This window comes from Haloplanus sp. CK5-1, assembly GCF_037201915.1.
GTDB lineage: Archaea > Halobacteriota > Halobacteria > Halobacteriales > Haloferacaceae > Haloplanus > Haloplanus salilacus.
Genome location: NZ_CP147505.1, coordinates 1,774,855 through 1,795,671, shown reverse-complemented (window position 1 = coordinate 1,795,671; position 20,817 = coordinate 1,774,855). Strand labels below are relative to the sequence as shown.

The window sequence follows — 20,817 nt, the reverse complement described above, 5'->3', positions numbered from 1 at the left end:
GGAGCAATATACCAAATTCCGTACGGACGATGATTTCTGTACCAACCGAGTCTGTTTGCGGATACAGTCGCCCAGACAATCACATAGTACGACGTTCCAGTACACCGAACGTTTCGATGAAACAGCCACTTCGCGTTTTGATACATTATGAGCGTCCCAACAATCGGATACGTAGGGTTGAACCACCACCACGCAGAGCCGTACCTCGAGAGTATCGCCGAACTGCCGGCTAGGCTTACGGCCGCGTGCAAACCAGATGGAGAACTCCACGCCAACGACGTGACCGGACTTGGTGACATCCCGCTGTACTCCGATACTGAGGGGCTACTGGACGGTGAGGACCTCGACGTGCTCTGGATTACGCTGTCGAACCGCGACACACCCGAAGTCATTGAGGCAGCCGTCGAGCGTGGGATTGACGTTTATACTGAGAAAACGGCGGCACGAACTGCAGCTGAACTCAAACCAGTTGTCGACACGATTGATGAGAGCGATGCAAGCGTCTGCGTCTCCTACATCTGGCGTGGCCATCCGGCTTCCCGTGAACTCCGTTCCCGGTCGGAAGCAGGATTCTTCGGAAATGTCCGGTCAGTCGGGGCTCGCTTCCTAGCCTCACAACTCGCGTACCGGGACGTGGATCACCACCTGTTCGACCGCGAGGCAAGCCGTGGGGGGATCACCCAGTGGCTGGGTATCCACTGGCTCGACCTCCTCCCGTGGATGCTCGGTGATCCTATCGTGAGGGTGAACGCGAGTCTCTCATACGGGACATCTGAAGTCGATATCGAGGACGGAGCTGTTCTACAATTCGAGCTCGCCTCCGGAGCTATCGGGACTCTCGAGTGTGGTTACTACCTACGAGAGAGCCGATATGAGACGGAACTCTCAATAACGGGCACGGACGGTCGTGCTTTATGGGACCCGATGGGCGATTACTTTGGGTTCGATGACGAAACCACCGTCGAGTTCGAGTCAGTACGCGAAGAGTACGCGAGCACACCCCGTCGGTATCTTACGTACGATTACGAACCGATGCCGGGGTACGGCGGCGGATACGGGCTTGACTTTATGAATCAGTTTTTGGAGGCTAGAGTCTCAAAAGACGTTGATGTCCCGGCTGATATGCACGATGCGCTGACCGCCCTCTATGTTCTTGACGCAGTATACGAATCTGCCGAATCCGGAATGTGGGCTGACGTCGACGTTGGGACCAGCGTCCAGAAGTAACACACCAGTTGGACCCGTTCGGCAGAACTGTGTAGACTAGACGATTCTATTTCGTTGGTCCCGACAAGATACATATTTCCTACGACAGGAAGTGTATATTTTCGGTACAGAAAGCTTGATAAACCAGTTCCTCATTCCGGGCAGCCAACCGAAAGTATATGCTGTGGTAGCAACGACTGATCGGAAACCATGTACTTCGCTCGTTTTAGAGATCAGCCCGAGTACGTCCGGACGGGAGAGTAGAACAGCGGCAGTATTGACACCGGAAACGAGACGTACGACGCGGAAGAAATTTCATTTCTTCCTCCGAGCGATCCCACGAAAATTATCTGTCAATCAAACGGATATATCGATCACCGCGAGGAATCGGGCCTAGATAATCTACCCGACCGGCCGGAGCTGTTTGTGAAGACACCCAACTATGTCGTCGGACCGGGTTGTGGTGTGGAACTTCCTCTAGGGAGGGACGTGGTCGAGTTTGAGGCCGAGCTCGGCATCGTTAATGGCGAGCAATGCCGGGATGTTTCAGAGAAAGATGCGGTGGATGTCGTCGAAGGATTTACCTGTAACGATATCTCAAACCGCGATGACCAGAAGGAGGAGCGCAATTGGGTCCGAGGCAAGGATTTTGACGGCTCACTTCCGATGGGACCCGTACTCGCGACACTAACCGAAGTGCCTATTAAACTCAAACTCCGTCATAACGGGGAGAACAAGCAAGAACCCTCGATAGATATAATGATATTTCCAATTGAAGAACTCGTGTCCGAGGTATCGGAACTCATTACGCTCGAACCTGGTGACATCATCGCCAGCGGAACACCGTATGGACCCGACCACATAAATGAAGGCGATATTGTCGAAGTGGAGTCGAGGAAGTTGAGGAAGTCGAGGAAGTCAGCCACCCTCAAAAATCACGTCACAACCCGATAACAGATCGCCTCCAAATCTATCGCTGCCCCACGCCATCCACCTCGGAAAGTGCCTCTGTAGCAACGTCTCCCAACTCACCCGCCTCAATATATGAATACCGCTCACGAACCATCTCCTCCGAGTTGTCGAGGTAACGGGCAGCCACAGTATATCCGAATGCTCGGACGAGAACTTCACCCATCCCCCGGCGACCGCCGTGCGGTGCGAGATAGTCGTGTTTCGGGTGGTCGATATCGATACCAGCTGCATCCGTGAGCCGCCGAAGAATCGAGCGAGCGCCATCGGTGGTAATCGACGCCGGGCGGATATCCTCTTCAAGCGCCAATAGCAAATCCCTCACATAGGCGTCCCGTCGTTCCTGTATAGTTTCGGGTTGAGTGCCCCGATCAGTCAATTCCTCTCGAACTACGTTCGCCAGGCTCCGCTGGTCGAGTGTCGGGAACACAGGCCACCGGTCCGTTGGTGGGTCCATCAACTTCCGATAGCTCCGCAACGGGGAGATTACAGGATCGGGGAGGGACGCAGCATCCCACTGTTGTTTCTTCCGATAGACGTCCATGCTTCCATCCTCAAGGTCGATATCCTCCCACCGCACGCCACGGCGGCGCGGGTCGTCAGGGTCTCGGAGGAGCTCACCGACCCGAACAGCTGTGTACGCGAGGACGACCACGAGCGCCCGGTCTCGGGCCGCCTTCAGCGCCGCGTACCGGGCCCGTTGCTTATCGGGTGTATCCACGTCATCGGGAAGGGTGGTGTATGCCTCGATGGCCTCACGCGCCTGCTCGTCGACGTGTCGGGTGAGCGCGTGGCGCTGTTCGGGTGTCCAGGCCTGCTGATCGCCAGGCTTCCGCCCGTCGTCTTCGGGGAGCGGCGCGGTCGCGCTCGCTCGCTGAGCGTAGTGTGCTTCGAGATACCCCTCGTTGACGCACCAGCCACACCACGCCGAGATGTAGGCGTAGTACGTCTGGACCGTGTTCTGCTTGAGTCCCCGGTCACCAGAAAGGTGCCGAGCGTACTCGCGGAAGACTCGCTCGTCGAGGTCGGCGAAAGTCGGATCGCGGTCGGCCTCCTCGGGAGTGATCCCGGTCCAGTCCTCGTCGCCGCGCTCGCCGGCGGCCCACTCGACGAACCGTTCGAGTTCGCGGGCGGCGTTCCGACGGTAGTTCCCACCCTCGCCGCCACGACCCTTACCCTTGTCCTGAAGATAGCGGTCGAAGGAACTCCGCAACGGCCGTGCTGCGGGCTCTTGGCCGGTGGTGTCGTCGATCATGCGGAGTCAGAACCCTCCGAATTGTCCAAGTAGGAGATCGTGGCCGTCGTAACCTGGTCGGTGAACTCGTCGGTGACCGAGCCCTGCCGGCCGACGACGTGGAGGTCGTCTTTCAGTGTGGCGAGAGTCCAAGGGAGGACGTAGCTCTGTTGGCCCGGTTCCCCGCGAACCCACGCTTCGCTCGGCACGGCGAAGCTGCCGGCGTGGTGGGATTGCGTCGTGAACGCGACGGCGATCGACTCCTCGTCGGGATAGGGCATCCGCTCGCCGGAGATGACCAGCCACGGCCGGGGGTTCCCACCACCCGTTTTGAACGGATCAGGAGCCCAGACGACAGTTCCGCGGTCAGCCATCCGGGATCACGACTCCTCGTCGGCCTGGTCGGTTGTTGAGTCGATGGGATCGACGGCAGTCTCCATCCACGCCTCGACGTCGTCGTCGGAGAACCCGCCGTCGATGTCGTCGGCTGTGGCGGCGCCGTGAAGCCCTGCCGATGCGACCGCGTGCTCGGCGTCGGCGATCGTCCAGAACCGGTCGCGGTGTTCGACGAGGCCGTGTTCTTCGAGGCGCTTCAGCGTGGGACCGACGCTCCCTTCGGGTACGTCGACGGCGTCGACGATCTCCCGCTGGCGAAACGCCCGGTCCGCGTGCTCTAGGAGGAAGCGATACACCGCACCCTGTGTGGTGTCCGGCGCGAGGTCGGGGAGCGAGGGCCCGTCCTCGTCGATTGAGCGGAACTCGTCTTTCGAGATGGGCATCTTTGGTATTAGTATGTATTAGAAGCTATTAGGTCTTATCGACAAGGCTCTCGACACGGACTTGAGGATGGCGGTGTTCGCCGGCTTTTCCCCGGGGTCGAGGCCTTCTTCGTGCGGTTCCACGTTTCGTGCTTCCCCGACGGCGGCGGGGTACTTCAAAGTGGGCGTGATTATCACGCTAATCATGTTCAGTAGAAACTATACTTTCTATATATAATATTTGATATAAAATTGGGTCTCCTATTTGTCTGAATATGCTGAAACGTTGTTTTAAAATTCCACTTGCTGGAGCGGCGGTCATGGATAGATTGAAGCGCGAAACTGCAGGGGTCTTGTACGATTTATTTTCCTAGTCTCATTCGGAACGCCCTCACGAACAGGCGTTCCTCAATAGACTGCCGTTTTTAAAACGCGAATATGTGTACGTGAACGTCGCTTGTTACGCCCGTGTTTCGACCGTTGACAGAAATTCTGATCGGCAGCTACAAGCTCCCAGCGACTATGACACCGACAGCCTCGGCGCCGACTCCGTGACCGTTGACACCTACCGAGACAAGCCGACAGGGACGAATGCCGAGCGGAGTCGGTATCACGAGATGATGGGGCCGTGACCGTCAAGGGCAGGCGGGTCCCCAACGACCGATGCAATCCAATCATTCAGCTGCGACACGCTTGGGACTTCTCCCGCCTCAGGTTCGACCGCCTACCGATCAGTATCTGGTGCCTCCGCCATACACGTCTACTGGTTTTTCACTCATCAATTTCTTCGATGGCTTCAGCGGCCATATCTCCGAGTTCACCGGCCTCGATGTGTGAGTATTGCTCACGAATCATCTCCTCTGAATTATCGAGATATCGCGCAGCCGTGGTGTACCCGAATGCTCTGACGAGAACCTCTCCCATCCCGCGGCGTCCACCGTGGGGTGAGAGGTAGTCGTGTTTCTGATGGTTGATTTCAACCTCTGCGGCTTCCGTGAGTCGCTTGAGAATCGAGCGGGCGCCGTCCGTAGTGATCGATGGCGGGCGGATGTCATCATTAAGCGCCAGCAGGAGGTCGCGAACGTACTCATCACGTCGCTCATCAATTGCATCCGGTTGCTTTCCCCGATCGGCTAACTCCTCCTGCACAAGTCCTGAAAGGGTCCACTGGTCGAGAGTCGGGAATACAGGCCACCGATTCGTTGGCGGGTCCATCAGTTTTCGGTAGCTTCGCAACGGTGAAATAACCGGATCGGGGAGAGAAGCAACGTCCCACCGCTGTTTCTTCCGATAGACCTCCATCCCTCCGTCCTCAAAGTTGATGTCTTCCCACCGCACACCACGGCGGCGCGGGTCGTTGGGGTCACGGAGGAGCTCGCCCCCGCGGACAGCCGTGTACGCGAAAACAACCACGAGAGCCCGGTCACGGGCCGCCTTTAGCGCCGTGTACCGCGCTCGTTGCTTATCGAGTGCGTCCACGTCATCGGAAAGATCGGTGTATTCCTCGATGGCCTCACGCGCCTGCTCGTCGACATGCCGGGTGATAGCGTGGCGCTGCTCGGACGTCCAAGCCTGCTGATCACCCGGTCTGCGCCCGTCGTCCTCGGGGAGAGGCGCAGTTGCTTGCGCCCGCTGAGCGTAGTGTGTTTCGAGATATCCCTCACTGACACACCAACCACACCACGCCGAGATGTAGGCGTAGTAGGTCTGAACTGTGTTCTGCTTGAGTTCCCGGTCACCAGAAAGGTGGCGAGCGTACTCGCGGAAGACTCGCTCGTTGAGGTCAGCGAAGCTCGGGTTGCGGTTGGCAGCCTCAGGAATGATCCCGGTCCAGTCCTCGTTGCCGCGCTTGCCGGCGGCCCACTCGACGAACCGTTCGAGTTCGCGTGCGACGTTCCGACGGTAGTTCCCGCCTTCACCATCGCTACCCTTGCTCTTGTCTTGAAGATAGAGCTCGAAGGAGCTTCGCAACGGTCGCGTTTCGGGCTCTTGACCGGTTGTATCGTCGATCATGCGGAATTAGAAGCTCCGAGTTGTCCGAGTTGGACATTGTAGCCGACGTGACCTGTTCGGTGAACTCGTCGGTGACCGATCTCTGCCGAAGCGACCGTATGTTCGGCGTCTGCAACCGTCCAGAATCGATCGCGCTGCTTGACGAGGCCATGTTCCTCAAGACGCTCTAGTGTGGGGCCGACACTCCTCTCGGGCACGTCGACCGCATCGACGAACTCTTGCTGGCGAAACGCCTGATTGGCGTGCTCGAGGAGGAAGCGATACACAGCTCCTTGGGTGGTGTCCGGCGCGAGGCCTGAGTGTGGGGGCTCGCCCTTGTCGATAGGGTGGAGCTCGTCTTTTGAGATGGGCATATTTAGTATCGATTTATATTAGAAGATGTTATAATTTACCGAGACTATACGACTTCATTGATATAGTTGTAGTTCGACTTTTGGGTCGTACTCAACCGCGAATTACCGTACCGCCTCGGTCACAGTGGAGTCAAAGCTGACTGCCTCTTCGACATCGTCGCTATCGTTTCTTTCGACGATTATCGATCGGCAGTTCTTTGATGTCCCGGGCGCGCGTAGCCGTCGACAATGGGTGTGGACGGTCTCGGGCAATGTGTCGGTGGCCGGCTGGATGCGGAGGTACTGACGACAGTCGGCATCTGACGCATCGTGTGACATCGTTGTCGGCGGAGATGTCGCGGCTGCGTGTATGCTCATATAGGAGGCGCTAAAATGTCAGCAACGGCGTGGTCGCTGAGTGCGAACGGACCAGGACCTGCCGTGATCCTCTTCATACAGAAAGTGGCAACAATAAACAGATGAGGCGAGTAGAGAGGCGGGAGGGTTACGCTCAGTCTCGACAGATTCAATGATAGTGGTAACTATCTCGAATTAGCCCCGCTTAAGCCGTCAATGAAGTTTCCTTGCCTATTGGATCATTTCGATACGAGGCGCTGTAGGACATCCTCGTTCAGGTCTGAAAGTGATATGCCGGCTTGTTCTAGAACGAATGGCAACAAGTCATCTGGTTCAAAAAGGATTTCTGCCAACGCCATCTCCCGATGTTCACTATTTTCAATCTCTTCACGCATCTCCGTCAAATGCCGACTGACAGTGTTACGCGAGACATCCACTTCATCAGCGATATCCTGTTTCGTGTAGTCCATAGCCCTAAGCAGGAGTATCTCACGTCGTTGCTCGTTCGATAGCTGTTTTGGCATACTCCATACTATCTGCCACGGCCTATTGAGTATGTGGGTTGATATGCGCATATAAAAAATGTTTCGCCCACTGGATGGATATTCTAACCCCATTTTGCACAGTCAATATCCAGTGAGCGCGAACAGGAACCTATTAGATGAATTTGACTCGCACTATGGGATTTTATTGTGCAATACAAGATATTAAGTGGATTCAGTATAACATATTAGCTACGCCGGTGCGCGGGAAGCTTCATCGGCGGAGGTGTCCAAGACCATGTCCCAAGCGGACGAGTACGAGACTGCAGAGGCGTACCAGCAACACAGCAACGATTCTGAATTTCACGGGGGATTCTCCCTTTCGTGGGACGGATTCGGACAACACATCGATATCGAAGCGACGGTGGATACAGTAGGGGCGGCGGTTCATGAGGGAGCCGAGAAGTTTGAGAAATTGATGAGAACGATCGTGAAGACTGTAATGACGGTCTGTACGGCAGCCCTCATGATCGCGATAGCTTTCATCGCACAGGGCCACATCGGTTCAACCGAGTAATCATAGTAGTACGATGAACATCCCCAATTTCAGCAAAGACGAACTGATTGAGTACGCAAAGAATTTCAGATCAAAGGCGAAGGAGAATGCTCCGAAGACGATTAAGTTGAATTATGCAGGAGTCACCGTCGGCGCAGTCGCCTTTGGACCTGCAGGTGCCGTTGCTGGGGCCACGGTTGGGAGCAGTATCGGGTATTTCCTGGACAAAAAAGACTCGGAGACAGCAAAAGAGTCCGAAGTCATTGAAGCCGATTTGAAGAAAGTCATCTAACTGCGTTTGATTCCTGCTGTGATTGGTCTTTGATTCGTGGATATCGCCGAGTTGTGTGACGGTACGACCTGCTCATTGCCCCTGTTCATCTGTCCTCGCATCGATAGGCGTCTCATTGTACGGCCCAATCACCAGTTCATCAGGTTCGAGAGACCGTATTTGCCGGATAGCATGCACCACGCGTCGTGTGTTTGGTCACAGTCTGCCGACGCCTTCAGGAACAGGGCGGACGTGTCGTACAGCTCTCACGGCGTCACCGGGATATCTCGCTTCGGTTTCGTCCAGCCGACGAGACCGATTTCGGTGGTGGGCATACGTCTGGCTCAGTCAGATCCAAACGGCTCTGCTCTCCGATACACCATCTGCATCGGAAGGCCTGCTGCGTCGCTCGGTGGCTCAGCCGAGGGCAAGCGGTGGAAGTCGTCCTCGTCGGCTCGGGCCGTCAGTGCGAGAGCGAGTGCGTCTAGCAAGTCATCGAGATCGATTCGATACTCTTGATCGGCGAGATCCGTAGCGAGCTTACGCCATGTGCCCTCGTCGTAGTCAGACAGCGCGTCGAGTGCCACCAACCGCGTAGCGACACCGGGCGCGGTTCGTTTGGCGTGTTGGAGCGGTTCGTCGGCAAACGCCCGAAAACACACTTCGGGATGACCTTCGATCAGTACGTCTGACTCCGCGTCACCGTTTCTGAGGAGGTCATCCACGGCGGCGATTGCTGGGGCGATGTTAGCCGATTGCCGGCTCAGTCCCTTCCCGGTCACGGCTCGGTTCCTGTCTGAGATATCACTGTACTCGACGTCGTCATCGGTTGCGAGATTGGCGGCCTCCCGACTCGGGGCGGTGAAGACGGACGCCCACCGCAGGCCAAGAATCGAGCGGGCTTGGTCATCACACCGACGAGAGCGTTCGCCGTCGATGACGTCACAACACGGCTCGTCACCGTCGTTGCTGCACAGCCCGATCGGAATGTCGACGACGATCCGATCGGCGTCGTCGCCGTGGGCATCCCAGCACGCTTCGATGGTCTCGTAGACTGTCGTCTCGGGTAGGCCAGTTACCGGATACCCGACGGCGACCCACGCGCCGTTCGCCCAGTCGACGCCGACGTGTTGCCACGGTTTGTCGGTCATGTGACGGAGCATTATTCGTAAATAAAAAGTCGTTTGGAGGGATCAGGTCGGAGCTCTCGTTGTCAATCGAGGCAGTCGTATCTCCACAGTGTTACCCTGTCGTGTGGCGGAGAATTGATGAAGCACACCACAGACAGTCGTGAGTCAAATAAGCAGATTAAATCTACGTATCGTGTTTTTTCACCACTCAGAATCGGTTCACACTCGGTGTACGCAACCGCCCTGCACTGTGTGTACACCGCGTGTGACACGTATCCAGGCCAATCCAGCACTCGGACCGATTTCTTCGATTGATTGGCACTCCCAATCTGTGTCACTGCAAGGCGCCACCCGATCAGCGGGATACGCGGCTCACGAATGTACGGTCATAGTAGTTGCGGGCTCCGCGAGTAGTGGTTGGTGAGGTCGTTCGTGCGGGAGCAGGAGTCAGGAGTGGGACCAGTTCAGCTGTCGTCAAGTCTCAACGATACATGGCCGCGAGCGGAGCGGTTGCCGCTGGGTGAATTAAGTGATGCCACGCATCTCCCCAGTCGAAGACATGGCTGGCGTGGGACAGAGCGCGACTGTTCCCACCACCGGTCGGGATGATTTCTTTGAGGCTTCGGTGAATCACTCGCGGTATGACTCGCGACGAGGTAGATGACCAATTGCGGCTCGTCACGTGGAACGTCGAACGGGCGTCAATCAGTCGCTTCACGGACCAACTGACGGCCCTCCAAGACCGGGAGCCGGATATCGTCGCATTACAAGAAGTCGGTGTGAAAGCGAGTCGTCGACCACGGCAACTGCTACGCCAGCACGGATTCGAATACACCGCGCATAGTCACGAGTTTCGGCGTGACGACCCGGGGAACGGGTCCGGCTGTGCGTTCGCCAGTCGGTGGCCGTTCCGAGTGTTGCCACCCGAAACCTTCGAGATGCCGTATCAGCATCAGGCACTCTCCGCGGAGTTTTTCACTCCGTTCGGCCGCGTCGAAGGCCACACCGTGCACATCCTTCCGGGGAGTCAGTACGGAGAGACAAAACCCGAGATGTTCAGGGCGATCCACGACCGACTCGCCGTTGAGGATCCACCGGACTACCGATTTCTCTGCGGTGATTTCAATTCCCCGAAGGAAGAAAGTGAGACAGGTGACGTGACGGTCTGGGGTAGCGACGACGCCTGGATCAAAGCGGAACGGAGTGTGATGGTTGACTTAGCAGCGTACGATCTCACGGATGCGTATCGGGATGTCAACGGGTATGGTGACGACGCGTACAGCTGGGTGGCCACCAATCAAGGCAACGAGTTCCCACGGCGGTTCGATCACGTCTTCGCCAGTCAGCAATTAAACGCCACCGAGGCGACGTATCTCCACGAGTACGACGACCTCTCGGACCACACGCCACTGGAAGTCATCTTTACCCCGCAGGGTGGGTTGCATGCGGAGGCCGACGCACTCGACCGCAGTCGCTTCACTCCATCCGAGAGTGCGTCAGTCGAGGCATCGAGTCCTTCCCAGTCGGTTTCGGCGTTGGTCTACGAGGACGATGTCCGAACCGTCGATCCGGACGCAAACTACCGTCGAGGACGGTTCAAGGTCGGGTGGCAGAACGCTGTCGATGGTACGGAGATGGGCGACGACGTGTTACGTCGGCTGACGTGGGAAAACCTTGGCTGGCGGCTCGGGACACTATTCGGTGCGACGTCGGAGGAACTCAAAGACGAGTTGTACGAATGGTGCGCCGATCAGCAACTGGAGACGTCCGGATAGTCGTAGTTGGTCCACCTCTAGAGAGTACGTGACGTGCTGTCTGCGGCCCAGCAGCTAACTCAGGAGAGGGTATGGGTCATCCCGACGCGTGTTGGTCGGGGGGCGGCAGCTCCACATCAAGGTTGACGTTATGTCCTGCGACGTACCCGTTCAGCGTCGCCGCGATGGGGGAGTCACGAAAATCCTCGTCGGTGTACCTCGCCGCGTCGAACGCATCCACGAACGCCGTCGCCGAGCGAAGGCGATACTTCTGATGATAGGTCTCAGCCGGATAGAATTGCGAGAGGCGTTCGATCCGCGTGTCGACGCTTGTGGCGGTTTCGCCGAGGTCCGCAAGGACCGCGCCGATGGTCGCCCGCTGGCTGGGTGTGGACGGGAGGACGAGATGTTGGTACTGCGGTTTCTGTGGCTGTGTGTGCAGAGGGTGGTGCTGACACACGGTTTCGACGAGGGTGCGATACGAGACCACGGCCGGATCGAAGTCAACCTGCACGACCTCCGTGTGATCACCGAGCGCGTGATACGAGGGGTCGGATGTCGTCCCCCCGGCGTACCCGACACGTGTGCGGACCACGCCGTCCATCGCACCGAACCGCGCATCCGGCCCCCAGAAACAGCCGAGGCCGAACGTCGCCGTGTCGGTCGTCTCGCGGTCAGCCGCCTGCGCATCGTAGTCGCGGATGGTTGCTGGGGTGAGCGTCATGGGGTTGACCCGTCTGTAGAGGCCGCGGAGCGTCCGGCCGGGATTGAATCGCATCTCGTGTTATGGTACGTCTCCACACACTAATGTCGGGTGGCGACAGGTGCGACGCCACCCACGCAGGCCTCACCTAGGACGCGACGCAGCAGCAGCCGACGACGTGTGCTGGCTGGTCCACGAGCACACGGCGCTCGTGTCCGATCCCGACGGCGTACCAAGATACACACGACAACATCCCGGCATACAAGCCCGTTGGGTCCGTACAGCGTGTGTGAGTCGCTCCTCAGAGTATCGCTGTATCGAGTGTCTGGAGGAAAGAGTGACGCGTGAATTCGACGTGTCACACCTCTCCCGAACCTGCCCGGTGTGCGACAAATCCACGCGCTTCGCCAATACCGTCGTCGTCGAGCAGTTCGACGCGCTGGCCGCGGACCCACCGGCCCACCTCCACTGGGACCAGCTCGATCGCCTCCGGAAGTGGCTGATCGCCGAGCGCCTCAGCCGGAAGGATTACACGATCGACGACATTGCGGTAACGGCGGCCGATGCCGAGGACGAGGCGCCCGACGACGGCGCTGTCGACGTCGGCGCCGACGACACCCCATAATGTTCCACCGCAGTCCCGGTGGGTGCTCGGAGCAACCCACACTCATCGTGTGACGGCACAGTCTGCGGTGGGTGTCCCCCAGCACACCGGTTCGACCACGGTAGGGGCAGCGGTCAGACTCAGTTGAGGCCCTCGTCGGCAGTCTCGTCGTCAAGTGCAAGCGCCGCGTTGAGTTCGGCCAGCATCTCGCGGCCCTCGTCGTGGAATTCCGTGGTACCCTTGAGCGGGACGTTGTCGTGTTCGAGTTGGTCGATGATCCACCCGAAGCGGTCGATCTTGGCGTCGATGTCGTCGATCATGCCAGAAGGAGGATTGCGAGCGCCACGAAGACGAGACCCAAGAGCACGAGGGCCGCAACGAGGCGACGGAGCTCGAAAATCTCCGACTGAGTTTCTTGAACTCGGCCCCGAAGCCAGAGCGGTATGTTGACTTCGCTGTATGACCCAGCCGCCACCATCTATTGGCCTACAAGACCTCCTCATGACGACTGACCTCCTATGCTTGGCAGGGTAGCACCCACACGGTGATCGAGCCTGTGTTTTGCACCAGGCCGATGGGCAGTCAGTGCTCCAAAACCTGCTGGTCGCGACCTGTTGTCCGAATTATGGAGAGGCAGTCACACCTCATATCGAGGACTTCCAGGCATGGTCTCATACTTCGATACTGCAGGCAGTGGAATGTCGACTCGGTTCGCGATGGCGAGACGTTCGAACTCAAACACATCTTATCTAATGAGCACGCTCTATTGAGCCGGTAATGACGACATCCTTGCCGAAATTTCTGAGTTACCCCACGAAGCGTACAATCTCATTTGTGGGGTAACTAAATTTGAAAACACTGACGCGGGGTTCTGGCTACTCGTTGAGCGCCCGTTCTAGTCTCTCTCGCCGTTCAATGACGTTCTGCTCCCGATAGGACTCGTGGGTAGTCTCGATCGATTCGTGCCGGAGAAGCTCTTGTGCGAGTTCGGCATCCCGTGCGTAGAGATCACTCCCCAGTCCACGTCGACCACCATGTGGCTTGAGATACTCGCCGTCGATATCAATGTCAGCAGCGTCACAGAGACGCTTCATCAACGATCGTACTCCATTTTTGGAAAGCGCTGGCGGCGCGATTTCATGCTCCCGGATGGTCTCCATTGACGTTGAGGCCGCTAGCTTCGCCTCGATATCATCCGCACTCCATCCTTGGGCTTCGAGACCCTCCTCAGCTGCTCTCGCGAGCGAAGCATGGTGACGAGTCGGAAACACCGGCCAATCCTCGGTGGCTGGGTCAAGCACTTTTTGATACTGCTCAAGACTCTCGACGACGCGATCAGTGAGAGGTATCGGCTGGCGTTCCCGTGTCTTGCCGAAGACGGTAGCAATCCCCTTTTCGAGGTCGACATGGTTCCACTTGAGGCCGCTCCGATGGTCGTCGCGAGGATCGGCGAACAGTTCCGCTCCACGGGCACCCGTGAGAGCGAGCATCGTCACGATAGCTCGATCTCGGAAGGCTTGTTCGCGGGCGTCCGCTGACTCGTTGAGCGCGGCGTGCGCCCGTTCGCTTACGAAGTTGAGCAGCGCTTCCCGAGCCTCTACCGACCAGAACTGTCGGTCGTGATCCCCGTGGTATTCTGGGAGTGCCTCCTTGACACGGTTCGGTCGAGCAGGGTTTGACTCAATGCGCTCGTCGTCAACGCACCAACCGAGGAATGCCCGGACGATCGTGAAGTAGGGCCCGTTCGCGTGAGCCGAGGCCGCCGAGAGGTCGTCCCCCTCATTATGGACACGCTCTCGGAGGTGCTGAGCGTATCGGCGGCAGTCGATGACCTCCAAGTCCGCGAGAGCCGTGACGTCACGGTGATTCCTTAGGTACTCCGCGAAGGTGCTGAGGATGAGCCGGTTGTTCGCTCGGTAGTTGCCCGAGTCGAGACTGGCCAGTCGAGCCTCGATAGCAGTTTCGAGGTCAATTCCGGCGGTTGAACACCCACTCTTGTCGATGGTCATTGAGTTGGAGTCACGGACGGCGGGTACCTACTTCAATTTAGTGTGTCTTTGTGGGCTAAGACATAGTAAATCATCAAAGCTCTAATTAGCTGATTTCACCGGTTCTATGGGTTGTATCGCTTATATTCAAGAATATAAACCATATAAAGCTATATCAAAGCTAAGACGCGTCTTCCGAATACTCATCACCGGTGATCGAGTCGCAAGTTGTTCGCAGCTTCGGTCAAAGAACGGCGCAGTTACATATTGGAATTCCAGATTTTGACCGGGTCTGCGTTAGACTGGCCGAGTCAGCGATTCTTCATTCCGTATCCCCACCGTTGGAGTACAGCCTCTGGAGTCGTCCCTTCACCACCAGCTACCAACATCGCCTCAACGACATCAGTCTTGTAGATGTCTTCGTCGAATCGACCTTCGATGTTGTCTATCGTCTCTTCGATTAGATCCTCCGTGGAAGACTGGAGAAAGACTGGTTGTTGATTTCGTCCCTGCTTGACTGAGTCGCGCTGGTATTTATAAGGGAGAGTCTGAGTTTGAGTCTGCCTTCGAGATGCTATTGCACTTTTCTCCTCAGCCGAAGATTCCGACGTCCCGTCGTCATCTAATGGTTCGTCGTCCCTATCGGACATATCGCTACTCTCGTCCAGAGAACTATCTTCTGCGAATGGGTCGTCTCCGGCACCGGATTTCATGCTGGGGCCTCCACTGTCTTTCGCAGGTGATCAGCCAGCGTTTCCAAGCGCTCCAATGTCTCCGATTCGTAGTCTCTCTGTCTATCACGGTGTTCCTCAACGTATTTGAATGCAGAGCACTGCTGTCGCCAACAACCTTCGAAGAGAGACCCGCGTTCTTTCAGTACGACCGGGATGTCGTACTCGTGTGACCGCATCTCGTTGAGCATGTCCTGCTGGTCGTTGGTCCCTTTGAATCGGTTCGGGACGATAGCGAGTACGCCCACATTGATGTCGAGGTTCTTCTCCAACCCAGGGACGAGATCTTCCAGTCCGTCAACCGACTTGCGCCCTTTTCCAGACGGTTCGAACGGAACGATGAGTGATCGCGTGGTGTGTATAGCGTTATACAGTTTAACGTCTGCCGTCGCTGGGGGATCCACAATCAGGGTGTCGTATCGTTCGTGGATGTCGTTCTCTCGGAGGACACGAAGCAACTGGACGTTGCGATTCCAGTTCTCGCCGAAGTCGTTGGCCTCTTCTTCACGCCTGGCGAGGTGCTTGTTTAGACGTTCGAGGCTGTTGTGAGCGGGGATCACATCGACCCCTTCGCTCGATTCAACGAGCTCCTCGAACGGTCCGCGCTTCCGTTCGACCATATGCCGAACCAGTGAGTCGGCCTTGGGATCGTCTCTGTGCGTGCCGACGTCCAAGAGATGAGAAACCGACGCTTCCTGTGGATCGAGATCGATGACGAGTACGTCTCGATCTTCCCGTGCATCGGCGACTGCCAGATTGGCCGCGAGCGTGGACTTGCCCACGCCCCCAGCCTCCGAGTACGTCGTATAAGCTAACATGAGCACTACAAGCGGTGGGTCCATTATAAAGCTAAGTCAGACGATATAGTTAGTAGGTATATCTAAATGGTATAGCTACAAAGTATAGCTGGACTTTCTAGCTATACCAATTAACAATATAGTATAACTGTTCAGATCAGTTACTTAGTACAGCTCAAGGTACGTTCGTGAGTCGGGCAAGGCGTCACCGGCCATGTTTGAAAGAGTCCTGATGGAGTCGGATCGGGGTGTAAACATTGAAATCAACGTAACTAGAGACCTCTCGCATCACGTCTCGGAGTTCACAGTAGGTAGACTGACATCTACCTTCGATTAAAAACAAAGAATCTCAAGTACTGGGAAGACAGGCTTTGCAGTCTCTCCACTCTCTCGTGTCCCACCGCTTCCGGGAGGTTTCTCATGGGTTCAACTTGCTCTCGATCTATGTCATCCGACCGGTGTCAATCTGGTTGGAACTGTTGGGCACACGATGTATCTGGTGGCCCTAGGTGGATTGTTGGCCAATCGGCATCGACTCACGGCTCGCCAGCGCGGAAGGACTTCCGATCGAGACTGGCATCGGGGTTGTGGTGGGACACAGTCTTAACCAACATACCTCGGGCTTCCTTGCAGTCCGTTGGTTAATAATGCAGAGCACTGGCGATACTCGAGACTTAGACCGTGGCGAGCCTAGGCACACATCCGACTCTGAGGTCGCCTGTCCGGTCCATGCCTCATTCTAGTGGCCAGAACCGGGAGTCCACTGACAAGCCCACGTTTAGTGGTGGTCTATAGTGTCTGAAATATGTGAACATGACCTACGTCTGCCTCGACCTCGTGAGCTATGATGGATGACCCGTCGGGACCAGCGATCAAACCTTACAGGTCGTCGCGGTCGTGGGGCGCCTGGAAGTCGATATCAGGCCCGAGGGGGACTAGCCCCGTCGGATGCACGTCCTCGTGACTCCGGTAGTAGTGTTCCTTGATATGGTCGAGAGCCACCGTGTCGGCAATTCCCCCGGTCTGATAGACGTCCTGCGTGTACCCCCAGAGATGCTCGTAATCCACGAGGCGACGGACGCTACAATTGAAGTGGGTGTGGTAGACCGCATCGAAGCGGACCAGCGTGGCGAACAGTCGGAGGTCCGCGAGCGTGAGATGGTCGCCGAGAAGGTACCGTTGGTCAGAGAGGTGGGCTTCCCAGCGGTCGAGTGCGTCGAAGACCGTTTCGACGGCTACCTCGTACTCGTCTTGGGTCTCCGCGAAGCCTGCGTCGTAGACGCCGCGGTTGAGCGGCCGGTAGAGTTCGCCGATGTAGTTGTCGATCGCCTCGCGGCGGCCCTCGGGATACAGGCCGACGTCCCTGTCGTCGCCGAAGGCGTCGGCGAGCGTCCGCATGATCTCGTCGGACTCTTCGTTGACGATGGTTCCGGCTCGCTCGTCCCAGAGAACGGGAACGGAGACACGACCGGTGTACTCCGGGGCGGCCTCGGTGTACACCTCGTGCAGGTAGTCGTGGCCGTGGACGTGGTCGGGCGTGCATCCCTCTTTCTTGGGAGTGAACTCCCAGCCGTCGTCCCGGCGGTGGGGGTCAACGACGCTGATACCGATGGCGTCGTTCAGTCCAAGCAGTTCCCTCGTCATGAGTGTCCCATGGGCCCACGGGCAGGCCCAGGAGACGTACAGGTGGTACCGATTCGGGTCCGCCGGGTGCCGGTCGGTTCCGATCTCGTCGCGGAACGCGGTCTCCTCGTAGTCGAAGTTCGTGCGCGCGTCGTTCGATACGTCACTTAGCCAGTCGCCGTTGATGAGTCGTCCCATTGGTATGGAATCGTGTGGTGTATCAGTTCGTATCCGGTTCAGAGCGTGAGCCCGACCGCGTACGGCCAGTCGGTCGACGACAACGCGAGGAAGACCAGCGCCGCGCCGGCAAGCCCTACGTTCTTGAGGAAGTGGACCTGCTCGTTCTCGCGGTCCATCCCCTCTTGGGCCCAGAAATCGTGCATCATCGGCGTGACGCCGACGAGGAACCCAATGACGAGGAGCGCGCCGACCAGCGGGAAGACACCGAGCAGTATCGACGCTGCCCCCGCGACCAGCGTGAGGCTCGACAGCGGGACCAGCAACTGCGGGGCCGGCGCGCCCTTGTGTGCGGCGTACTCGACAGTCCCCTCGAGGTCGCGGAGATTGCCAAGCGCGAGGTAACCCAGCACGGCCGCGAACAGCCCGCGGCCGACCAGCAGAGCGAGTCCGGCGACCGTCGACTCAAAGACCATTAGGCCGACACCTCCCCACTCGCGGTCGTACTCGACCAATCCTGTTCCGCGTCGATGCGTCCGAATGCGTTGGTTGCGGTCATCGCATCACCGACTTCCGTCGACAACGGCATAAATGTCAGGTAAATTATGTTATATCGGGTTGGGTACGCGGGACCGGGTATACCGCGGTGTACCGGGACGTGTCGGAGCGGGAGATTTTTGAGTTGAATTTCCGAAACTGGAGATGATGCAGACGAACGACCCTAACGACCCGTTCGCAGACGTCGACCCGCAGGCCTGTCCCACCGCGGAGTCACTGGAGGTCATCGGGACGCAGTGGCGACTCAACGTGCTCCACGACCTGGTAGACGAGGGGGAGATGCGGTTCAACGAACTCAAGGAATCGACCGGTGCGAGTTCGCGGACGCTCTCGCAATCGCTCGACGCGCTGAAAGCAGCGGGTCTCGTCGAGAAGCGCATGGAGGAGGCCGCGCCGGTCGCGACCTACTACTCGCTGACCGAGAAGGGGACTGCACTCAAACCGGTGTTCGATGAACTTGACGCCTGGGCACGCGAGTACGTCGACCCGACAGAGTACGCCGACCAGTAGTCGGCCGCCGCGGTCCTCACCCCGCCGCTCGCAACCTCGCCCGTGGGCTCCCGTAATGCGAACGGGACTGGGAGTCGCAGGGTTACCGTCTCCATCTTCGGAAAGTGGCGTGCTGAACCTCTACGTCCACTTCATTGGGTACGCACTCGGCTTTCTTGTGATCTTCACTACGGTCAACCTTGCCGAACGGCTCGGCTAGAAGAAGACGTCGCTTTGAATTAGTGCCGTAGGTGCGCTTTAAGCTGGGCGACGAGGACCCGATGCACGCGCACGCCGAGGAGGAAATTTACCGTATCGACATGGGCGAGGCGACGCTCATGACCGACGACGAGTCAGTCGAGGTTGAGCCGGGTGACGTTGTACATCTCCGTCCCGGGACAGACCACCAGTTCACCGATTTCGAGGGCGAGTTCGTGGTCACGGTCATGTACGCGCCCGCCGAAGGCTCTCAGGCAACGTAACGACAGGTCGCCCCCTGCGCCTGTAGCCTCGCCGAGTACGACCTTCCTCCGTCGTTCCGAACAGCCAGTCCGATTCTATCTAACGACCCAGATCCGACGGTCCACTGAGTACACCCTCTATATTCAGCAAGAGGGTCGTCTCAGTTGCCGAGAATTTCGACAGAACTCCCTATTCGGGTATCTCGTAACAACAGAAGTCCGTCGCCCCGCAGGCTGGACACGAGTCAGTCTCTAGGGAGACAGTCAGCCCACAGTGACGGCACTCAACGATGACCGTTGAGTCGGTCTCAAACAGGACTCGAGTGAGTACTGTCCGGAGACCCATCGTCTGAAAGTCAGCTGCGAGGGAATTAGTTGTGGCGACTGAGCCGAATCCACCGACTGCGGTGCATCGTCAACACGATATCACACAAAGCTTACACCAAATCATTACCCCATATGCCGATGGAAGGGATATGTCACACGCTCCCTTCCCTCCCCTAATGACCGGCGATCCACCACTCGGAAGCTGTCCGAAGTGTGGTGAGGGGCTCTCTGGCGCACACGTCTTGGTCGAATACGAGAAAGAAGACGGAACGACTGGGATCTGGGCAGAGTGCCCGATCTGTGACGAAGTCGTGAGTCCTCAGGAATAACTCACAGCAGTAGACAGCAATATCAGAGGTTACCACATATATCCGGACTATCCGATTTGTGGGTTAACTGAAGTCGGTGCGAGTTGTGCCGTTGTCGGGCCATTCGATGTAGTCTAGATTCGCAGGTAATTGTGTTAAGCCTCAAATTTAGTGCCCTTCACTGTTCTATCCATGTTGTACCTCAAGATGGCGGTTCGGATAGATTGCGAGTAGTCCTGCGCTCACCCGAGTCGTGCGGCCGGACGGCAAGGGCGGCTTCACAGACACACGACTGTCCACACTTCGGGCACGATCCGTCGGCGTGACCGGCGAACGAGTGCGTGTGGACGACCTCGTAGTCGTGTGTCCGCAGGAGCCGAGCCGGTGAGTCGACCCCACCGTGGAACCACGCATCGACGACGAATACGTCAACGTCGTCGCGTTCGTCGATGGCGTGTACGCGCTAAAGCAGTCGGCTTCCGATTCCCTCACCGGTGTGTGCTGGCGCGGCGTAGCCCGCGTGGACATGGCCGTACCACGTTGCGTCTACCGGGTCGGGCGTGTCGATGAGGTGCATCGCCTCGCAGAGTTGTGCCGGGGCCGTGTACGTGCTCAGCGCTATGACGCCAAGGAGGGCACCATTCCTCTCTGCGACGCGGACGAAGGTCCCGTTCCCCTCGTTGTTCGTCGGGACGTTGTACGACCCGCCGCCGGTGAAGTGTGCCGTGATAATCGACTTGACCAGCTCCCGATCGGCCGCTGTCAGCGGGCGGATTATCAGCATCCATGTTATCGATAGGGCCGGCCGAATGTATGCTCGGCTGTCCGCCAGAGTGAGAGATTACGGATCTGAACTGGCAGCAGGGTCCAGAAAGAGTCTGCACTGGTGAGTTATACAACACCGACAACCGGAGACAGCGCCAAGTGGAACTTCGTGAAGATATACATAGTCGTGACGTAGGGCCTGTGAGAGATGGATTCTGTGGCCG

At 57.6% G+C, this 20,817-nt stretch carries 23 protein-coding genes and 1 pseudogene; 9 read left to right on the top strand and 15 right to left on the bottom strand.

What is annotated here, in order from left to right:
* Positions 1-147: 147 nt before the first annotated feature.
* Complete coding sequence (locus NBT81_RS09485) at positions 148-1,227, top strand: Gfo/Idh/MocA family oxidoreductase (RefSeq protein WP_338737914.1); 1,080 nt, start codon at positions 148-150, stop codon at positions 1,225-1,227.
* A gap of 189 nt (positions 1,228-1,416) precedes the next feature.
* A pseudogene (locus NBT81_RS09480) lies at positions 1,417-2,160 on the top strand (fumarylacetoacetate hydrolase family protein).
* Between the two features lie 16 nt (positions 2,161-2,176).
* Here the strand turns inward: NBT81_RS09480 and NBT81_RS09475 are convergent.
* The 6 genes from NBT81_RS09475 to NBT81_RS09450 form a co-directional block, all read right to left on the bottom strand.
* On the bottom strand, positions 2,177-3,430 hold the full coding sequence (locus tag NBT81_RS09475; RefSeq protein WP_338737912.1) for a tyrosine-type recombinase/integrase: 1,254 nt from the start codon (positions 3,428-3,430) through the stop codon (positions 2,177-2,179).
* Positions 3,427-3,783 carry a type II toxin-antitoxin system PemK/MazF family toxin gene (locus NBT81_RS09470; RefSeq protein WP_338737910.1) on the bottom strand — a complete coding sequence of 119 codons (357 nt, stop codon included), beginning with the start codon at positions 3,781-3,783 and terminating at the stop codon, positions 3,427-3,429. The genes NBT81_RS09475 and NBT81_RS09470 overlap by 4 nt, the downstream gene beginning before the upstream one ends.
* A gap of 6 nt (positions 3,784-3,789) precedes the next feature.
* Positions 3,790-4,188: a winged helix-turn-helix domain-containing protein gene (locus tag NBT81_RS09465; protein WP_338737908.1), complete on the bottom strand. Its 399-nt coding sequence runs from the start codon at positions 4,186-4,188 to the stop codon at positions 3,790-3,792.
* Between the two features lie 750 nt (positions 4,189-4,938).
* Positions 4,939-6,180 carry a tyrosine-type recombinase/integrase gene (locus tag NBT81_RS09460; protein ID WP_338737906.1) on the bottom strand — a complete coding sequence of 414 codons (1,242 nt, stop codon included), beginning with the start codon at positions 6,178-6,180 and terminating at the stop codon, positions 4,939-4,941.
* The gene (locus tag NBT81_RS09455) at positions 6,177-6,533 is read right to left on the bottom strand and encodes a hypothetical protein (RefSeq protein ID WP_338737904.1); all 357 of its coding nucleotides are present in this window, start codon (positions 6,531-6,533) and stop codon (positions 6,177-6,179) included. The genes NBT81_RS09460 and NBT81_RS09455 overlap by 4 nt, the downstream gene beginning before the upstream one ends.
* Positions 6,534-7,108: 575 nt before the next feature.
* On the bottom strand, positions 7,109-7,393 hold the full coding sequence (locus tag NBT81_RS09450) for a helix-turn-helix domain-containing protein (RefSeq protein ID WP_338737902.1): 285 nt from the start codon (positions 7,391-7,393) through the stop codon (positions 7,109-7,111).
* A gap of 256 nt (positions 7,394-7,649) precedes the next feature.
* On the opposite strand from NBT81_RS09450, the gene NBT81_RS09445 reads away from it, so the two are divergent.
* Both NBT81_RS09445 and NBT81_RS09440 read left to right on the top strand, forming a co-directional pair.
* Complete coding sequence (locus NBT81_RS09445; RefSeq protein ID WP_338737900.1) at positions 7,650-7,928, top strand: hypothetical protein; 279 nt, start codon at positions 7,650-7,652, stop codon at positions 7,926-7,928.
* 13 nt (positions 7,929-7,941) lie between these two features.
* Positions 7,942-8,199 carry a hypothetical protein gene (locus NBT81_RS09440; protein ID WP_338737898.1) on the top strand — a complete coding sequence of 86 codons (258 nt, stop codon included), beginning with the start codon at positions 7,942-7,944 and terminating at the stop codon, positions 8,197-8,199.
* A 323-nt stretch (positions 8,200-8,522) separates the two neighbouring features.
* On the opposite strand, the gene NBT81_RS09435 is transcribed toward NBT81_RS09440, so the two are convergent.
* Complete coding sequence (locus NBT81_RS09435) at positions 8,523-9,329, bottom strand: DUF429 domain-containing protein (RefSeq protein ID WP_338737896.1); 807 nt, start codon at positions 9,327-9,329, stop codon at positions 8,523-8,525.
* A gap of 620 nt (positions 9,330-9,949) precedes the next feature.
* Between NBT81_RS09435 and NBT81_RS09430 the strand changes: the two genes are divergently transcribed.
* Positions 9,950-11,083, top strand: a complete 1,134-nt coding sequence (locus NBT81_RS09430) for an endonuclease/exonuclease/phosphatase family protein (protein ID WP_338737894.1) — start codon at positions 9,950-9,952, stop codon at positions 11,081-11,083.
* 76 nt (positions 11,084-11,159) lie between these two features.
* On the opposite strand, the gene NBT81_RS09425 is transcribed toward NBT81_RS09430, so the two are convergent.
* Positions 11,160-11,786 (bottom strand): peptide-methionine (S)-S-oxide reductase, encoded by a 627-nt coding sequence (locus NBT81_RS09425; protein WP_338742536.1) that lies wholly within the window; start codon positions 11,784-11,786, stop codon positions 11,160-11,162.
* Positions 11,787-12,054: 268 nt separating this feature from the next.
* Between NBT81_RS09425 and NBT81_RS09420 the strand changes: the two genes are divergently transcribed.
* Positions 12,055-12,390, top strand: coding sequence for a hypothetical protein (locus tag NBT81_RS09420; protein WP_338737892.1), 336 nt, complete (start codon positions 12,055-12,057; stop codon positions 12,388-12,390).
* Between the two features lie 119 nt (positions 12,391-12,509).
* Here the strand turns inward: NBT81_RS09420 and NBT81_RS09415 are convergent, their stop codons facing one another.
* The 6 genes from NBT81_RS09415 to NBT81_RS09390 all read right to left on the bottom strand — a co-directional run bounded on the left by NBT81_RS09415 (position 12,510) and on the right by NBT81_RS09390 (position 18,161).
* On the bottom strand, positions 12,510-12,689 hold the full coding sequence (locus tag NBT81_RS09415; RefSeq protein WP_338737890.1) for an exodeoxyribonuclease VII small subunit: 180 nt from the start codon (positions 12,687-12,689) through the stop codon (positions 12,510-12,512).
* A gap of 555 nt (positions 12,690-13,244) precedes the next feature.
* Positions 13,245-14,378 carry a tyrosine-type recombinase/integrase gene (locus NBT81_RS09410; RefSeq protein WP_338737888.1) on the bottom strand — a complete coding sequence of 378 codons (1,134 nt, stop codon included), beginning with the start codon at positions 14,376-14,378 and terminating at the stop codon, positions 13,245-13,247.
* A gap of 290 nt (positions 14,379-14,668) precedes the next feature.
* Positions 14,669-15,070 carry a hypothetical protein gene (locus NBT81_RS09405; RefSeq protein WP_338737886.1) on the bottom strand — a complete coding sequence of 134 codons (402 nt, stop codon included), beginning with the start codon at positions 15,068-15,070 and terminating at the stop codon, positions 14,669-14,671.
* Positions 15,067-15,906 carry a ParA family protein gene (locus tag NBT81_RS09400; protein ID WP_425498782.1) on the bottom strand — a complete coding sequence of 280 codons (840 nt, stop codon included), beginning with the start codon at positions 15,904-15,906 and terminating at the stop codon, positions 15,067-15,069. Before NBT81_RS09400 ends, NBT81_RS09405 begins: the two co-directional genes overlap by 4 nt.
* A gap of 858 nt (positions 15,907-16,764) precedes the next feature.
* A complete protein-coding gene (locus NBT81_RS09395) occupies positions 16,765-17,706 on the bottom strand; it encodes a glutathione S-transferase family protein (protein ID WP_338737882.1) in 942 nt (313 codons plus the stop codon).
* 38 nt (positions 17,707-17,744) lie between these two features.
* The gene (locus NBT81_RS09390; RefSeq protein WP_338737880.1) at positions 17,745-18,161 is read right to left on the bottom strand and encodes a DoxX family protein; all 417 of its coding nucleotides are present in this window, start codon (positions 18,159-18,161) and stop codon (positions 17,745-17,747) included.
* A 229-nt stretch (positions 18,162-18,390) separates the two neighbouring features.
* Between NBT81_RS09390 and NBT81_RS09385 the strand changes: the two genes are divergently transcribed.
* From NBT81_RS09385 to NBT81_RS09375, 3 genes are all read left to right on the top strand, one after another.
* Positions 18,391-18,753, top strand: coding sequence for a helix-turn-helix domain-containing protein (locus NBT81_RS09385; protein ID WP_338737878.1), 363 nt, complete (start codon positions 18,391-18,393; stop codon positions 18,751-18,753).
* Positions 18,754-18,983: 230 nt separating this feature from the next.
* The gene (locus NBT81_RS09380; RefSeq protein WP_338737876.1) at positions 18,984-19,214 is read left to right on the top strand and encodes a cupin domain-containing protein; all 231 of its coding nucleotides are present in this window, start codon (positions 18,984-18,986) and stop codon (positions 19,212-19,214) included.
* Between the two features lie 482 nt (positions 19,215-19,696).
* A complete protein-coding gene (locus NBT81_RS09375; protein ID WP_338737874.1) occupies positions 19,697-19,849 on the top strand; it encodes a hypothetical protein in 153 nt (50 codons plus the stop codon).
* A 442-nt stretch (positions 19,850-20,291) separates the two neighbouring features.
* On the opposite strand, the gene NBT81_RS09370 is transcribed toward NBT81_RS09375, so the two are convergent.
* Complete coding sequence (locus tag NBT81_RS09370) at positions 20,292-20,612, bottom strand: GNAT family N-acetyltransferase (RefSeq protein ID WP_338737872.1); 321 nt, start codon at positions 20,610-20,612, stop codon at positions 20,292-20,294.
* Positions 20,613-20,817: the final 205 nt, after the last annotated feature.

Coding starts and splice junctions, on each gene's coding strand:
- NBT81_RS09430 (WP_338737894.1), top strand. CDS start 9,950: ATGACTCGCGACGAGGTAGATGACCAATTGCGGCTCGTCACGTGGAAC.
- NBT81_RS09425 (WP_338742536.1), bottom strand. CDS start 11,786: ATGACGCTCACCCCAGCAACCATCCGCGACTACGATGCGCAGGCGGCT.
- NBT81_RS09465 (WP_338737908.1), bottom strand. CDS start 4,188: ATGCCCATCTCGAAAGACGAGTTCCGCTCAATCGACGAGGACGGGCCC.
- NBT81_RS09410 (WP_338737888.1), bottom strand. CDS start 14,378: ATGACCATCGACAAGAGTGGGTGTTCAACCGCCGGAATTGACCTCGAA.
- NBT81_RS09445 (WP_338737900.1), top strand. CDS start 7,650: ATGTCCCAAGCGGACGAGTACGAGACTGCAGAGGCGTACCAGCAACAC.
- NBT81_RS09370 (WP_338737872.1), bottom strand. CDS start 20,612: ATGCTGATAATCCGCCCGCTGACAGCGGCCGATCGGGAGCTGGTCAAG.
- NBT81_RS09460 (WP_338737906.1), bottom strand. CDS start 6,180: ATGATCGACGATACAACCGGTCAAGAGCCCGAAACGCGACCGTTGCGA.
- NBT81_RS09395 (WP_338737882.1), bottom strand. CDS start 17,706: ATGGGACGACTCATCAACGGCGACTGGCTAAGTGACGTATCGAACGAC.
- NBT81_RS09440 (WP_338737898.1), top strand. CDS start 7,942: ATGAACATCCCCAATTTCAGCAAAGACGAACTGATTGAGTACGCAAAG.
- NBT81_RS09435 (WP_338737896.1), bottom strand. CDS start 9,329: ATGACCGACAAACCGTGGCAACACGTCGGCGTCGACTGGGCGAACGGC.
- NBT81_RS09450 (WP_338737902.1), bottom strand. CDS start 7,393: ATGCCAAAACAGCTATCGAACGAGCAACGACGTGAGATACTCCTGCTT.
- NBT81_RS09405 (WP_338737886.1), bottom strand. CDS start 15,070: ATGAAATCCGGTGCCGGAGACGACCCATTCGCAGAAGATAGTTCTCTG.
- NBT81_RS09455 (WP_338737904.1), bottom strand. CDS start 6,533: ATGCCCATCTCAAAAGACGAGCTCCACCCTATCGACAAGGGCGAGCCC.
- NBT81_RS09400 (WP_425498782.1), bottom strand. CDS start 15,906: ATGTTAGCTTATACGACGTACTCGGAGGCTGGGGGCGTGGGCAAGTCC.
- NBT81_RS09485 (WP_338737914.1), top strand. CDS start 148: ATGAGCGTCCCAACAATCGGATACGTAGGGTTGAACCACCACCACGCA.
- NBT81_RS09390 (WP_338737880.1), bottom strand. CDS start 18,161: ATGGTCTTTGAGTCGACGGTCGCCGGACTCGCTCTGCTGGTCGGCCGC.
- NBT81_RS09385 (WP_338737878.1), top strand. CDS start 18,391: ATGCAGACGAACGACCCTAACGACCCGTTCGCAGACGTCGACCCGCAG.
- NBT81_RS09470 (WP_338737910.1), bottom strand. CDS start 3,783: ATGGCTGACCGCGGAACTGTCGTCTGGGCTCCTGATCCGTTCAAAACG.
- NBT81_RS09375 (WP_338737874.1), top strand. CDS start 19,697: ATGACCGGCGATCCACCACTCGGAAGCTGTCCGAAGTGTGGTGAGGGG.
- NBT81_RS09475 (WP_338737912.1), bottom strand. CDS start 3,430: ATGATCGACGACACCACCGGCCAAGAGCCCGCAGCACGGCCGTTGCGG.
- NBT81_RS09415 (WP_338737890.1), bottom strand. CDS start 12,689: ATGATCGACGACATCGACGCCAAGATCGACCGCTTCGGGTGGATCATC.